The organism is Blautia parvula (genome assembly GCF_020215665.1).
GTDB lineage: Bacteria > Bacillota > Clostridia > Lachnospirales > Lachnospiraceae > Blautia > Blautia celeris.
On the sequence record NZ_CP084061.1, the window covers coordinates 470,945 to 485,145 of the forward strand.

Annotated in this window: 12 protein-coding genes; 9 read left to right on the plus strand and 3 right to left on the minus strand. The window is 49.3% G+C overall.

From position 1 onward, the window contains the following. The first annotated feature begins 17 nt into the window (after positions 1 to 17). From rnc to LC508_RS02320, 5 genes are read left to right on the plus strand one after another with little or no spacing between them, the layout of a single operon-like run. Positions 18 to 728: a ribonuclease III gene (gene rnc, locus LC508_RS02300; protein ID WP_033143394.1), complete on the plus strand. Its 711-nt coding sequence runs from the start codon at positions 18 to 20 to the stop codon at positions 726 to 728. Continuing rightward, complete coding sequence (gene smc, locus LC508_RS02305) at positions 719 to 4,279, plus strand: chromosome segregation protein SMC (protein ID WP_033143384.1); 3,561 nt, start codon at positions 719 to 721, stop codon at positions 4,277 to 4,279. The genes rnc and smc overlap by 10 nt, the downstream gene beginning before the upstream one ends. A gap of 8 nt (positions 4,280 to 4,287) precedes the next feature. After that, positions 4,288 to 5,226 (plus strand): signal recognition particle-docking protein FtsY, encoded by a 939-nt coding sequence (gene ftsY / locus LC508_RS02310; RefSeq protein WP_033143385.1) that lies wholly within the window; start codon positions 4,288 to 4,290, stop codon positions 5,224 to 5,226. A gap of 12 nt (positions 5,227 to 5,238) precedes the next feature. Beyond that, entirely contained in the window at positions 5,239 to 6,450 is a 1,212-nt protein-coding gene (ilvA, locus tag LC508_RS02315) for a threonine ammonia-lyase (protein ID WP_103731949.1), read from the plus strand. A 5-nt stretch (positions 6,451 to 6,455) separates the two neighbouring features. Beyond that, positions 6,456 to 7,094, plus strand: a complete 639-nt coding sequence (locus LC508_RS02320) for a hypothetical protein (RefSeq protein ID WP_103731948.1) — start codon at positions 6,456 to 6,458, stop codon at positions 7,092 to 7,094. Between the two features lie 120 nt (positions 7,095 to 7,214). On the opposite strand, the gene LC508_RS02325 is transcribed toward LC508_RS02320, so the two are convergent. Beyond that, complete coding sequence (locus tag LC508_RS02325; RefSeq protein WP_054352464.1) at positions 7,215 to 8,330, minus strand: DUF362 domain-containing protein; 1,116 nt, start codon at positions 8,328 to 8,330, stop codon at positions 7,215 to 7,217. A 322-nt stretch (positions 8,331 to 8,652) separates the two neighbouring features. Between LC508_RS02325 and larC the strand changes: the two genes are divergently transcribed. Both larC and larE read left to right on the plus strand, forming a co-directional pair. Next, complete coding sequence (gene larC, locus LC508_RS02330) at positions 8,653 to 10,005, plus strand: nickel pincer cofactor biosynthesis protein LarC (RefSeq protein ID WP_054352465.1); 1,353 nt, start codon at positions 8,653 to 8,655, stop codon at positions 10,003 to 10,005. Then, positions 10,002 to 10,820 carry an ATP-dependent sacrificial sulfur transferase LarE gene (larE, locus tag LC508_RS02335; protein WP_054352466.1) on the plus strand — a complete coding sequence of 273 codons (819 nt, stop codon included), beginning with the start codon at positions 10,002 to 10,004 and terminating at the stop codon, positions 10,818 to 10,820. Before larC ends, larE begins: the two co-directional genes overlap by 4 nt. Positions 10,821 to 11,019: 199 nt before the next feature. Here the strand turns inward: larE and LC508_RS02340 are convergent, their stop codons facing one another. Next, positions 11,020 to 11,670: a TetR/AcrR family transcriptional regulator gene (locus LC508_RS02340; protein WP_054352467.1), complete on the minus strand. Its 651-nt coding sequence runs from the start codon at positions 11,668 to 11,670 to the stop codon at positions 11,020 to 11,022. Positions 11,671 to 11,836: 166 nt separating this feature from the next. Between LC508_RS02340 and LC508_RS02345 the strand changes: the two genes are divergently transcribed. Further along, positions 11,837 to 13,225 (plus strand): MFS transporter, encoded by a 1,389-nt coding sequence (locus LC508_RS02345; RefSeq protein ID WP_103732435.1) that lies wholly within the window; start codon positions 11,837 to 11,839, stop codon positions 13,223 to 13,225. A gap of 51 nt (positions 13,226 to 13,276) precedes the next feature. Here LC508_RS02345 and LC508_RS02350 read toward each other — a convergent pair whose 3' ends face one another. Then, positions 13,277 to 13,807 (minus strand): Uma2 family endonuclease, encoded by a 531-nt coding sequence (locus tag LC508_RS02350; RefSeq protein WP_103732436.1) that lies wholly within the window; start codon positions 13,805 to 13,807, stop codon positions 13,277 to 13,279. Positions 13,808 to 13,853: 46 nt separating this feature from the next. Between LC508_RS02350 and ylxM the strand changes: the two genes are divergently transcribed. Continuing rightward, complete coding sequence (gene ylxM, locus LC508_RS02355; protein WP_033142798.1) at positions 13,854 to 14,198, plus strand: YlxM family DNA-binding protein; 345 nt, start codon at positions 13,854 to 13,856, stop codon at positions 14,196 to 14,198. The last annotated feature ends 3 nt before the right edge of the window (positions 14,199 to 14,201 follow it).

Genomic DNA, 14,201 nt, shown 5'->3' on the forward strand with positions numbered 1-14,201 from the left:
TCCCGGAAAGGAAAAATATGAAAAACTTGAAAAAACTCATGGAACTGGAGGCAAAGACAGGATATAAATTCCAGAATTTCGATCTGCTCATTAATGCCATGACCCACAGCTCCTACGCCAATGAGCATCGAATTTCCTATGTGGGAAACAACGAGCGCCTGGAATTTTTAGGAGACGCCGTGCTGGAATTGACCTCCAGTGAATTTTTGTTTGAAAAATATTCCCAGATGCCTGAGGGAGAACTGACAAAGAAGCGTGCCAGCATGGTCTGCGAGCCAACTCTGGCGCTCTGTGCAAGAGAGCTGTCACTGGGTGAGTATCTGCTTTTAGGTAAAGGCGAGGAGGCCACAGGAGGCCGCAGGAGAGATTCCATTGTGTCAGATGCCATGGAAGCGCTGATCGGCGCCATTTACCTGGATGGCGGTTTTGCTAATGCAAAAGAGTTCGTTCAGAGGTTTATCCTGAATGATATTGAGAATAAACAGCTCTTTTATGATAGCAAGACTACACTTCAGGAGATCGTACAGGGCAGGTATGAGGAGGATGTGCGGTATGTGCTCCTTAGGGAAGAAGGACCTGACCACAACAAATCCTTCTATATGCAGGCACTTCTGGGAGAAAAGGTGCTGGGTGAGGGCTGCGGCCACACCAAGAAGGCAGCCGAACAGCAGGCAGCCTACTGCGCCATCAAAAAACTGAAAAATGACAAAGGTGATTTATGTATCTAAAGAGTATTGAAGTGCAGGGGTTTAAATCCTTTGCCAATAAGATAACATTTGAATTTCATAACGGCATTACCGGCATTGTGGGGCCAAACGGCAGCGGCAAGAGCAATGTAGGCGATGCGGTCCGCTGGGTACTTGGTGAGCAGAGCGCCAAACAGCTCCGAGGGGGCAATATGCAGGATGTTATCTTCTCCGGCACGGAGACGAGAAAACCCCTGGGATTTGCCTACGTTGCCATTACCCTTGACAACAGCGACCACCAGCTCCCCATTGACTATGAGGAGGTCACCATAGCCAGGAGGCTGTACCGTTCCGGTGAGAGTGAGTATCTCATGAACGGCACCTCCTGCCGGTTAAAGGATGTCAATGAGCTGTTCTACGATACCGGTATCGGCAAAGAGGGCTATTCCATTATCGGACAGGGCCAGATCGACAAGATCTTAAGCGGTAAGCCGGAGGAGAGAAGAGAGCTCTTCGACGAGGCGGCCGGAATCGTGAAATTCAAGCGGAGAAAGGCTTCCGCCCTTAAAAAGCTGGAGGAGGAGCAGCAGAACCTGACCCGTGTCAGTGATATCCTCTCAGAGCTGACAAGACAGCTTGCGCCTTTGGAGCGCCAGTCCGAGACAGCCAGGGTGTATTTAAAGAAAAGGGAGGAATTAAAGGGCCTGGACACCCAGATGTTCCTCTCCGAGATGGAGCGGATCAAAGAGCAGCTTCGCGAGGTGGAGGGCAAGTATACCATTGCCCAAAATGACCTGGAGGAGACCACCAAAAGCTTTGAGACCACCAAGACCGAGTACGAGCAGCTTGAAAAGGAGCTGGAGGAACTGGAGGAGAAGATTCAGCAGTTCCGGGAAGAATCCACCGGGAAGGCCCTTCTCAAGCAGCAGCTGGAAGGTCAGATCAATGTTTTAAACGAGCAGATCCACGCGGCAAGACAGAGTGATGAGCAGTACCGGGAGCGGGTAAAGCACCTGGAAGGCGAGATCGCCAGACGCCGGGAAGATACGGAGAAATACACCCGGGAAAAAAGTGAGCTGGATGCCGGGCTTGCAAAAGCAGAGGCAGCCCAGGAAGCGGCAAAAAAAGAATTCCGGGATCTGGCTATTGAGATCCACAAACTGGAAGGGAAGATTGAGGAGGATAAGAATGAGATCATAGAAATCCTCAATATGCGGGCCTCTACCAAGGGAAAGATGCAGCGTTATGATGCCATGATGGAGCAGATATCCCTGAGAAAGACAGAGCTAAACCAGAAACTCCTGCGCCTGAAAAGCGAGGCAAGCCAGCAAAGAGAGGCAAAAGAGCGCTACGAGAAGGAACAGCAGGAGATAGAGGAGAACATAGAAAAGCTCACCAGACAGAGTAATGACAGCGAGGATGAGATCAAGCGCTGCCAGGCACAGATCTCCAAAGCCAGCCGGGAGCTGGACATCGGACAGACCGCCTATCACAGGGAGGCATCCCGCCTGGAATCCCTGCAGAATATCACAGAGCGCTATGACGGCTACGGCAACAGTATCCGCCGGGTCATGGAGCAGAAAAAAAATGTTCCGGGCATCCGGGGTGTTGTGGCGGATCTGATCAAAGTCCAGAAAAATTATGAGACTGCCATTGAGACCGCTCTCGGCGGCAGCATCCAGAACATAGTCACAGACAATGAGGGCACAGCCAAGGAACTGATCACCTTTTTAAAGCGCAACAAGTACGGCCGGGCAACCTTCCTTCCCCTCACCAGTATGAAAAACAAAAAGCCGTTTGCCAATGCAGCGGCATTAAAAGAGCCGGGTGTTATCGGAGTGGCCAGTGAGCTGGTGACTGTGGACAAGGAGTACGAGGGGCTGACGAACTATCTGCTGGGCAGGACCCTGGTGGTGGACCACATTGACCACGGTATTGCCATTGCCAGGAAATACCAGTATACCATCCGTATGGTAACCATTGAGGGTGAGTCTTTAAACCCCGGCGGTTCCCTGACCGGCGGTGCCTTTAAGAATAACAGCAATCTGCTGGGGCGCCGAAGAGAGATCGATGAGCTGCAGAACAGTGTGGAGCTGCTCAAAAAAGATCTGGAAAAGAAGCAGGCCGAGCTGGACGGATTCCGGGAAAAGAGAAACCATTTCCGTGATGAGGTGGCACGCCTTTCGGAACTTCTGCAGGAGCAGTATCTGCGCGACAACACCGTGCGCATGAATCTGCAGTCTATGTCAGCCAAAAAGCAGGAGATCGCAGACGGATATGAAAGCCTGAAAAAAGAGAATGCAGAGCTTGAAAAACAGGTGGCCGAGATATCCGAGAACAGCGATTCTATCCGTCTGGAGCTGGAGACCAGCGCGGCTCAGGAAAAAGCCCTGGAGGATGCCATCACCAGGAACCAGGAGACTCTGGATGAGAAGAAGAAGCTGGAATCAGAACGTTCCAGAAGTCTGGAACAGGCCCATCTGGAGACTGCCAACCTGACATCAAAACGGGGATTCCTGGAGGAGAACCTGTCAAGGCTGAAAGAGGAGAATGACAATTTACAGTCCCAGATGGAAGCTCTGCAGGGCAGCCTTAAAAACGGTAAGGCCGATATGGAGAAAAAAGTCAGGGACATTGAAGAAATTCGGCAGACTATCAGACAGGCAGAGAAGGAAGCGGTGGAGGACGAGGCAAAAATGCAGGAGTACCTTCAGCGCAAAGAGGAGATGAACCGCACCCACAAGTCCTTCTTTGACAAGCGGGATGAGCTGTCCGCCAGAATGAACCTTCTGGACAAGGAGTGCTACCGTCTCACCAGCCAGAAAGAAAAGCTGGAGGAAAACCAAGAGAATCAGGTCAACTATATGTGGGAAGAATATGAGATGACCTATGGCCAGGCACTTGGCCAGGCTCCTGCCAAGCTTTTGGAGCGCACAGAGATCAAGAAAGCACTGGGAGTCGTGAGGGATGAGATCAAAAAGCTGGGCAATGTGAACGTAAATGCCATTGAGGAGTATAAGGAGCTGTCAGAGCGCCATACCTTCTTAAGCACACAGCATGCGGATCTGGTACAGGCGGAGCAGACCCTTCTCCAGATCATAGATGAGCTGGATACAGGTATGCGGAATCAGTTTGAGGAGAAATTTTCACAGATCCGCATGGAGTTTGACAAAGCGTTCAAGGAGCTGTTCGGCGGAGGAAAGGGTACGCTGGAACTGGATGAGGACGCGGATATTCTGGAGGCAGGCATCCGCATCATATCCCAGCCCCCGGGCAAAAAGCTGCAGAATATGATGCAGCTCTCCGGTGGGGAGAAGGCGCTGACAGCCATTGCCCTGCTGTTCGCCATCCAGAACCTGAAGCCGTCCCCCTTCTGTCTGCTGGATGAGATTGAGGCAGCGCTGGACGATTCCAATGTTACCCGCTACGCAAAATATCTTCATAAGTTGACAAAAAATACGCAATTTATTATTATAACACATAGAAGAGGAACCATGACGGCTGCTGACCGCCTGTACGGTATCACGATGCAGGAAAAGGGCGTGTCCACACTTGTTTCCGTCAACCTCATAGAAAACGATTTGGACAAATAGGAGGGCATATGGCAGAGGAGAAAGAAAAGAAAGGCTTTTTTCAGCGCCTGGTTGCGGGACTTTCCAAGACCAGGGCGAATATTGTATCCGGCATAGATTCCATTTTCAGCGGATACTCCAGTATTGACGATGATTTTTATGAAGAAATAGAAGAAATCCTTGTTATGGGAGATCTGGGGATCAATGCCACCACCCATATTGTGGAGGACTTAAAGGCCCAGGTGGCTGAGAAGAAGATAAAAGACCCGCAGGAGTGCAAGCAGCTTCTCATGGACAGCATCAAATCCCAGATGGCTGTGGGGGAGACCGCATATGAGTTCGAGCACCGCAAGTCTGTGGTCCTTGTCATCGGTGTCAACGGTGTGGGCAAGACCACATCTGTGGGCAAGCTGGCAGGCAAGTTAAAGGACCAGGGGAAAAAAGTCATTTTGGCGGCAGCAGACACCTTCCGCGCAGCGGCAGGGGAACAGCTTACCCAGTGGGCAAAAAGGGCCGGTGTGGAGCTGATCGGCGGACAGTCAGGGGCAGACCCCGCAAGTGTGGTCTATGACGCCATCGCGGCGGCAAAAGCCAGGGACGCGGATGTCCTTCTCTGCGACACGGCAGGACGCCTTCACAATAAGAAGAACCTCATGGAGGAGCTGAGAAAGATCTACCGCATTATTGAGCGGGAATATCCGGAGGCATACCTGGAGACACTGGTAGTCCTGGACGGCACCACAGGCCAGAACGCGCTTCTGCAGGCCAGACAATTCAATGAGGTTGCCAATGTGACAGGCATTATTTTAACGAAACTGGACGGAACAGCAAAAGGCGGAATTGCGGTGGCAATCGAATCTGAGCTTGACATTCCGGTGAAATATATAGGGGTAGGAGAGAGCATTGACGATTTGCAGAAATTTAATTCCGATGAATTCGTAAACGCGCTTTTCGACATCAAGGAGTAAAGGAGAAAAATTATGCTGACCCTGGAAAAATTTGAAGAAGCGTCGGAAACAGTAAAAAAAGTGACGCAGGACACCAAGCTGGTCTACAGCGACTATTTCAGCGCACAGACCGGCAACAAAGTTTACCTGAAACCGGAAAATATGCAGGTGACAGGAGCTTACAAGCTCCGCGGCGCCTACTATAAGATCAGTACCCTGTCTGAGGAGGAGCGCGGCAAAGGCCTGATCACCGCCTCTGCAGGCAACCATGCACAGGGCGTTGCCTACGCGGCAAAAGCCTTCGGCGCAAAAGCTGTGATTGTCATGCCGACCACGACACCTCTCATCAAAGTGGAGCGCACCAAAAGCTATGGCGCGGAGGTGGTCCTGTACGGAAATGTTTACGATGAAGCCTGCGAGTATGCCTACAAACTGGCGGAGGAGCACGGATACACTTTTATCCACCCCTTCGATGATCCTGCAGTAGCCACCGGACAGGGAACCATTGCCATGGAGATCATCAAGGAACTGCCCCTGGTGGATTACATTCTGGTGCCCATCGGCGGCGGCGGTCTGGCGACAGGCGTTTCCACCCTTGTAAAACTGCTGAATCCCAACATCAAAGTCATCGGTGTGGAGCCGGCGGGTGCAAACTGTATGCAGGCATCCCTAAAAGAAGGGGAGGTGGTGACCTTAGACGGGGTCAACACCATCGCAGACGGTACTGCAGTAAAACGCCCGGGCGACCATATCTTCCCATATATCCAGAAAAATGTGGATGAGATCATCACGGTTGAGGATTCCGAACTGATCGTGGCATTTTTGGATATGGTGGAGAACCACAAAATGATCGTGGAGAATTCCGGACTTCTCACGGTGGCTGCCCTGAAACATTTAAAATTCACCGGAAAAAAGGTGGTATCCATCTTAAGCGGCGGCAATATGGATGTCATCACCATGGCCTCTGTGGTACAGCTTGGTCTGATCGCCCGTGACAGAATCTTTACAGTTTCTGTTCTTCTGCCTGATAAGCCCGGTGAGCTGGTGCGTGTGGCAACTGTTATCGCCCAGCAGCAGGGCAATGTAGTCAAACTGGACCATAACCAGTTTATCAGCGCCAACCGTTCCGCGGCTGTGGAGCTGAAGATCACCATTGAGGCATTCGGTACGGACCACAAGAACCAGATCATCAAAGCGCTGGAGGATGAGGGATACCGCCCGAAACAGATTACAGCGAATCTCTGATCACCATGAGGCGGTACATAAACAAAATTGCGGCTGCCGGTCTGATTTTAGCATCCCTTCTGCTTCTGGGAGGATGCCGCAGGACAGAGGATGTGAGCGGTTATGTTCAGGCATGTCTGGACTACCGGTATCAGAAGAGTGCGGAGAAATATTGTGAACTGACAGGCATCTCCGCTTCCCAGGCAGAAAAAGAGTCAGAAGCGCTTCTGGAAAAAAGCATTTCCGGGGTAAAAGAACTGCATTTTTCCTCTGATGAGAAGTACAGCAGTTTTACGGATATATGCAGGAAAATACTGAAAAAGGCCGATTACCAGGTGGGAGAGGCACAGAAAAAGCATGGGGAGCAAAGCGGCTATCTGGTAACGGTCACCTACCGCCCCCTGCCTGTGGAGGAAACCATCAGCGCGGAATATGATTCCTATCTGGAGACAGAGAGCATTCCCTCAGACGGGGAAACGCTCTATCTGGGGGATGTGCTCACAGAGGTGCTGGACAGCTCCCTGGAGATCGTGGAGTACAGAGAAGAAAAGTCCCTGGAGATATCTGTGGAGGAACAGGACGGCAGGCTGGCAATTGAAGAGGAAGAGCTTGGAAGGCTGGATGACGCGTTGTTTGGAATCGCGGAAGTGAGAGATACAGAGTGACATGAAAAGAGCGACAGCATAAAAAGAGACGGCTGCTGCCGGAAGTAATCCGGACAGCAGCCGTCTCGTCGTTCTTTTTGTGGCTCTTGTCTGCAATTATGCAGACAGGGAAATTCCTTTTTATTTCACAGTGATCAATTCGTATTCTTTCTGTCCAAGTCCGATCCTCACTGCATGCTCAATAGAGGATTCCCAGTTAGTCTCCGGGAAAATGGTGTGGAAATGGTCGTGGTGATGTTCTTCTTCCGTCATCTCTCCCAGAAGACTGTTCTTGATCTCCGGCTGTGCATTGACCGCGTCAGCGCAGGCCATATCCAGGGCTACCGGGTCAAAGGAAGCGAACATACCGATGTTTGGCACAATGGCCGCGTCATTTTCCGCATGGCAGTCGCAGTACGGGGACACATCGATCACAAGGCTGATGTGGAAATTGGGGCGTCCGTCCACAACGGCTTTTGTGTACTCTGCAATCTTGCAGTTTAAGATATCATTGGACTCATCGGAAGCCGGCTGTACGGCATCTTTTGGACAGACACCGATACATCTGCCGCAGCCCACACATTTGTCGTGGTCAATATAGGCCTTTTTGTTCTCGAACTGCGGGGCATCATGAGCACAGACCTTTGCACACTGTCTGCATCCGATACACAGATCCTGATCTACATGAGGCTTTCCGGCACTGTGCATCTCCATCTTGCCTGCACGGGAACCACAGCCCATACCGATGTTTTTCAGGGTACCGCCGAATCCGGTAGCCTCATGGCCTTTGAAATGAGTCAGGGAAATAAATACATCTGCGTCCATGACTGCACGTCCAATTTTTGCCTCTTTTACATACTGGCCGCCCTCTACGGGTACCAGCTCCTCATCTGTTCCCTTCAGGCCGTCTGCAATCAAAACCTGGCAGCCTGTTGTGAGAGGATGGAAACCGTTTAAGTTTGCGCTGTCCAGATGATCCAGCGCATTTTTCCTGCCTCCTACATATAATGTGTTGCAGTCGGTGAGGAATGGTTTTCCTCCCAGCTCTTTTACCACGTCTGCAACAGCCTTTGCATAATTCGGGCGAAGAAAGGCCAGATTTCCGGGCTCTCCGAAATGCATTTTGATGGCAGCGTATTTGTCCTCAAAATCAATTTCGCCGATGCCGGCCGTTTTAATCAAACGCTGAAGCTTTGTCAGCAGGTTGTCTCCATTTTTTACACGAAGGTCTGAGTAGTACACTTTAGATGCTGTCATTCGTTAATCCTCCAATCTATGTATTCTGGAGATAATTTTAGCATTTAACTATATAAGATACAAGACAAAATGGAAAAAAAAGCAATATTTGGATAGTATCCGGCATATATATCAATTTCTGACATTTTCAGTCCATGGAAAGTGTGATAGAATAAGTAACAGCGCAAAAAATATACCCACACGTTTGGCAAACAGTGAATTGCAGTTGTGGCAGAGTCTGTGATAGACTAAAAAGAGAAAACAGAAAAATCAGGATACCGGTTTACAGGGAAAAACCTGCGCCGTATCGTAAAATACACAGAAGACAGGAGCAAAAGATGAGATGAGCAGAAAATTATATCTGGAATGTTATTCGGGAATCAGCGGTGATATGACAGTGGCCGCGCTTACGGACCTGGGAGTGGAAGAGGCGTTTCTGAGGCAGGAGCTTGCCAAGCTGCATCTGGACGGATACGAGATCAAAATATCCAGGACAAAGAAAAACCAGATCACAGCGGCAGACTTTGATGTGATACTGAAAGAGGATGGAGAAATGCACGGCCATAGTCATGACCATTCCCATCCCGGGGAAGGACACGAACACAGTCACAGCCATTCCCACAACAGTTACAAAGAGATCAGTGAACTGATCAGCCAGTCAGAGCTGAATTCCCGTGTCAAAGAAATGAGTCTGAAAATCTTTCACGTCATTGCAGAAGCGGAGGCGAAGGTCCATGGAATGCCTGTGGACCAGGTGCATTTCCATGAGGTGGGGGCTGTGGATTCCATAGTGGATATAACAGCCGCAGCCATATGTCTGGACAAGCTGGGATTTGACAGCATCCTGACTTCTGAACTCTGGGAAGGAAAGGGAACCACCTGGTGTCAGCACGGCAGGATCCCCGTACCGGCTCCCGCTGTGCTGGAGATGATGGCTGACCACAGGATACCCGTAAAATTTACGCCGGTGGAAGGGGAGATGATCACACCCACAGGCGCGGGAATTGCAGCCGCTCTCACTGCGGAAAGAAAACTCCCTGAGCGTTTTGTGGTTGAAAAGGTCGGTGTGGGAGCAGGGAAAAAGGATTTTCCCCATGCCAATATTCTGCGTGCCATGATCCTGAACACGGATACAGATGCTGTATCCGAAAAAAAGGAAAAAGCGGCCGGCAGTACAGAGAACAGGAAAAATGGGGCAGATAATGCTGTGAAGACAAATCAGGGAATTGCCGCAGGTTCGCTGAATACTGTTACCGTGCTGGAGACAAATGTGGATGACTGTTCCGGTGAACAATTGGGGTATGCCATGGAATGCCTGTTACGGGAAGGGGCACTTGACACCTCCTGCATACCCGTATACATGAAGAAAAACCGTCCTGCCTACATGCTCCAGGTCATCTGCAGGCCGAAGGATGAGGAGAAAATGGAAACTGTCATTTTCCGTGAGACCACCAGTATCGGTCTCAGAAAATACAGGGAGGAGCGGAGCATCCTTCCAAGAGAGATCATCACAGTCACACTTCCGGACGGACAGGAAGTGAGGGTTAAGAAATGCAGCCATCACGGACAGGAATTTTTTTATCCCGAATATGAAGATATGAAAGCCGCCTGCAGAACAGCAGACCGCAGTTTCCCGGAAATCTGTAAAGAGGCTGTGGACGCGGCGGATAAGAGAATGAACGGAGACGGAAAATGAATCAGAATTTTACAGAGAAAGAAGAAGCATTATATTCTATTATGAAGAAATACACAGACCGGGATGTGTGCATCGCTTTTTCCGGCGGTGCGGACAGCAGCCTGCTGCTGAAACTGGCTGTGGATTGTGCCGCAGAGGGCACTAAAATATATGCAGTGACTTTTGACACGGTGCTTCACCCGTCCTGCGATTTAGATATCGCAAAAAAGGTGGCAAAAGAGATGGGGGCCATCCATCAGGTGATCTTTATCAATGAGCTGGATAATTCTGCCATTCAACACAATCCGGTGGACAGATGCTACCAATGCAAGAAAATGCTGTTCCAAAACCTCATAACATTTGCCGGGAAGGTCCATGCGGCGTCAGTCCTGGAGGGAACCAATGAGGATGACCTCCATGTATACCGGCCGGGCCTTAGGGCAGTACGTGAGCTGGGGGTAAAAAGTCCTCTTGCCGAAGCGGGTCTTACAAAAAAAGAGGTGAGAAGCCTTGCAGAGAAGCTGGGAATCTCCGTGGCAAACCGCCCCGCAGCCCCCTGCCTTGCCACCCGCCTTCCCTATGGGGCTGATCTGCAGCCGGATACCTTAAGGAAGATCGAGGACGGTGAGACATATCTGAAGCAGGCAGGGTTTCCGGTGGTGAGACTGCGCCTGCACGGCAATATTGCAAGGATTGAGATTCCTGTATCTGATTTTTCTGCATTTATAGAAAAGAGGCAGGAGATAACAGACAGATTGAAACAGACAGGATTTTCTTATATTACATTGGATATGGAAGGATTCCGAAGCGGAAGTATGGATGAGACGCTTTCTTGACTGGCTTGATCTGTGAAAAGCAGCAGCCCGAGACAAGAGTCGAAAAATAATATACGTTTCTGCTTGCAGGCCGTGAAGAAATAGTATATGATATAGGCAATGGAAAAGAAAATATAAATATCAAAAAACGAGGGCACTGTGATATCTCACAGTACCCTCGTTGTGCGTCCGGCAGCAGGGAACGTCATCCTGCTTTGTTTCAGGGAAGCATAAGAATCCCGGAATAGTCAAGCCCAGCAAAGACCCGGTTGGCCTTTTCCTGGTTCTTCTGAATGATCGCGGGGCTTAATCCTGCGATCCGGACTGCTATGGTGGGCAGCAGATCCAACAGCCGCCGGAAATCACTGCTGTTGATATCCACATCTTTGTTCTGCAGGATCAGTTCACGTCTGGCACCGTACTCTGCGGCTGCGCACCAGTAATAAGATTCCGGTGTGATATCCACATGAAAATAGTTCAGTATTTCCACCTGTTTTTTTCTGACAGCCCCGTGGAAGGCAGGGGGAACCAGATCACTCTCATTGACCTCCAGGTGAAAAGAGAGGATATGGGAATCGCGAAAAATCTGTGTCATCATAATGTTGGACTGCAGCATATGAGCCTGCAGCTCATTGTCGAGAAGTCCCTCTGCCTGTGCGGCAATAAAATCCTGGATTTGACAGAGATAATCCATATATATTTTATCCAGCAGTTCCTGTTTTTTAAAATGATAATTGACCAGTCCCACCGGTACATTTGCTTTCTGGGCAATCATCTGGTATGTGGTCTTCTTATATCCATTCTCGTACATCAGCCGGCGAGCGGTCTGGTAAATCAATTCCTTTGTCAATATTCCGTTGGCATACTGCATGAAATCCCCCCTTATTTTTCTACATCCATTTTTTACATAATATCACAGATTACGTGGACATGACAACGGAAACCTGCTACAATGAATATTATATAAAATGAAAAATATTCAAAATTGAAAGGAGGGAAAATAAGTAACTGCCAATCACACGGAGAAGGAGGATGAAATGGAAAAGAGAAAAGAAAAACTGGGGGGATATCTGAAGGTATCCTATGGTCTTGCGGATTTGGGGTTTATCTTTATGGTCACCATGTCGAATACATATCTGCTCATGTTTTATACAGATGTGGCGGGAATCACGGCAGCGGCAGCCGGAACACTGATGATGGTGGGAAGGATCATTGACAGCTGCAGCCCGCCGGTCATCGGTGCGGTGATAGAAAAGAGTCATATGAAATGGGGCAAATACAGGTCCTGGCTGATCATCGGCGCGCCACTTATTTTCGTCACCAATGCACTTATGTTTTTGAATAATCGTATTTCCATGCCGGCAAAGGCGGTTCTGGCCTGTATCGTCTATGCAGTGTTCTGTATCTCCACAAACATTGCCTACACGGGATATACATCCATGAATTCATCCCTTACCAATGACCAGAAAGAGCGTGTACAGCTCTCCACGTTCCGCGGACAGGGAAATGCCCTGGGAAAATGTCTGGCCGGATTTCTGCTGATTCCCCTGATCACCATATTAGGCGGAGGAAAAGAGATGAATGCCGGAGGTTTTTTCCTGGCTTCCATAGTGGCGGGGATTGTGTGTGTGCTCCTATATGGCAATCTGCTCTGGGCTTCCAAAGGAAAAGATATTCAGAGTATGCCGGGAGATTCAGGAAAAAAAGACAGTCTGAAAGCGGGGGAAATGCTGGGGCTTGTCTTAAAGAACAGGAATCTGATGCTGCTGTTTCTGACAGATGTGACCCGCATCTTAAGTATGCTGGTCATGTACGCCATGTTCCCTTATTTTTTCAAATATGTGGTGCATGATATCAACGGCGCGGCTCCGTTTTTCGGGGTGGTCAATATTCTGGCTTTTGTGGGGGCAAGCAGCGTGCCCTTTGTCACAAGATTTTTATCGAAACGAAACGCTTATATCACCGGAAATCTTGTACTGGCAGCGGGAATGATTCTGGCCATTCTGTTCAGCAGCAGCGTCACCGCGATCATTGCCTTGATTTCCGTGGGATACATCGGATATTCCTGGGGAAATGTGGTGAATACCTCCATGTACGCGGACACTGTGGATTACGGGGAATGGAAGACCGGGAAGAATGCCAGGGGCCTTTACTTTTCCATGTTCCAGCTCTCCATCAAGATTGCTGCGGTATTCAGCACCGCCATAGCCGGTTTCGGACTTTCCATGGTGGGATATGTGGCAAATACAGAACCCACCGAACAGGTCATACGCGGAATCCGTGTCATCTCCATGGGACTTCCGGCAGGTCTTTTGATCCTGGGGGCAGTGCTGCTTGTGTTTTATGATCTGAGTCAGAAGAAAATGGAAAAGATCCATGAGGAGCTGTCACAGCGCAAGGCGGAAAATAAACAACAGATGGAATAGAGAAAAAACAGACAGGTACAGCGTAAAACTGCTGCCATAATCGGACAATGATCAAAGCCTGATATCTGAAAAGTTAATCCACAGATCATCATATATATTTGCTTTTATTTTATCGTGGAATGTGTGAGTACCTACTTGGAAGTGGGTTTCTTCAAGGTTATACACGAGGATTGTCTGCGTGATCGGATCCACGATCCAATATTCCCTAACTCCTGCGTCGGCGTACAGGTTTAGCTTCCGGATGTAGTCATGACTGGAATTACCAGGCGAAACAATTTCAATAATCCAATCCGGCGCCCCGGTACAACCCCGGTCTGTAAGCTTGTCACGGTTATATATGACGCTTATATCAGGTTCAACGATGGTTTTCTTATCCTCATATAATTTAACAGCGAATGGGGCAGGGTAGACCTCACAGAAACCGGCTTTTGATTTGATATAATTATTTATGGCAGTGTGTAGTTTATCTAAAATTCTTTGGTGTACCCGGCAGGGTGCGGCCTGGTAATAGATTTGACCGTCAACCAGTTCAGCCCGGACAAGATAAAAGCGGGAGAACAAAAGTTTGTAAAGAAAAAACACTTGACACCTTAAGAAAGATGTTGTATGATACACAAGGTGATGATGAGTGGAAAAAATTGTAGAACAGACTTTACTGTACGATTTCTACGGTGAACTCTTAACAGAGCATCAGCGCAGAATATACGAGGATGTAGTGCTGAATGACTATTCTTTGAGCGAAGTAGCCGAAGAGCTGGGAATCAGCCGGCAGGGTGTTCATGACAACGTGAAGCGCTGCGGCAGGATCCTGCAGGATTATGAGGACAAACTGCATCTGGTGGAGAAGTTTGTGAACATCAAGGAAAAGATCCACCGCATCCGGGAATTGACCGGACATTGTGAGGCCATGAGTAAACAGGAGCTGGTCACAGAAGTGGAACACATTTCCCAGGAAATATTAGAGGAGTTATAGCAG

Excerpts from the sequence above, each read along its gene's own strand:
- larE (WP_054352466.1), top strand. The coding sequence starts at position 10,002 with ATGAATCAGAATTTTACAGAGAAAGAAGAAGCATTATATTCTATTATG.
- LC508_RS02345 (WP_103732435.1), top strand. The coding sequence starts at position 11,837 with ATGGAAAAGAGAAAAGAAAAACTGGGGGGATATCTGAAGGTATCCTAT.
- ilvA (WP_103731949.1), top strand. The coding sequence starts at position 5,239 with ATGCTGACCCTGGAAAAATTTGAAGAAGCGTCGGAAACAGTAAAAAAA.
- smc (WP_033143384.1), top strand. The coding sequence starts at position 719 with ATGTATCTAAAGAGTATTGAAGTGCAGGGGTTTAAATCCTTTGCCAAT.
- LC508_RS02340 (WP_054352467.1), bottom strand. The coding sequence starts at position 11,670 with ATGCAGTATGCCAACGGAATATTGACAAAGGAATTGATTTACCAGACC.
- larC (WP_054352465.1), top strand. The coding sequence starts at position 8,653 with ATGAGCAGAAAATTATATCTGGAATGTTATTCGGGAATCAGCGGTGAT.
- rnc (WP_033143394.1), top strand. The coding sequence starts at position 18 with ATGAAAAACTTGAAAAAACTCATGGAACTGGAGGCAAAGACAGGATAT.
- ftsY (WP_033143385.1), top strand. The coding sequence starts at position 4,288 with ATGGCAGAGGAGAAAGAAAAGAAAGGCTTTTTTCAGCGCCTGGTTGCG.
- LC508_RS02320 (WP_103731948.1), top strand. The coding sequence starts at position 6,456 with ATGAGGCGGTACATAAACAAAATTGCGGCTGCCGGTCTGATTTTAGCA.
- LC508_RS02325 (WP_054352464.1), bottom strand. The coding sequence starts at position 8,330 with ATGACAGCATCTAAAGTGTACTACTCAGACCTTCGTGTAAAAAATGGA.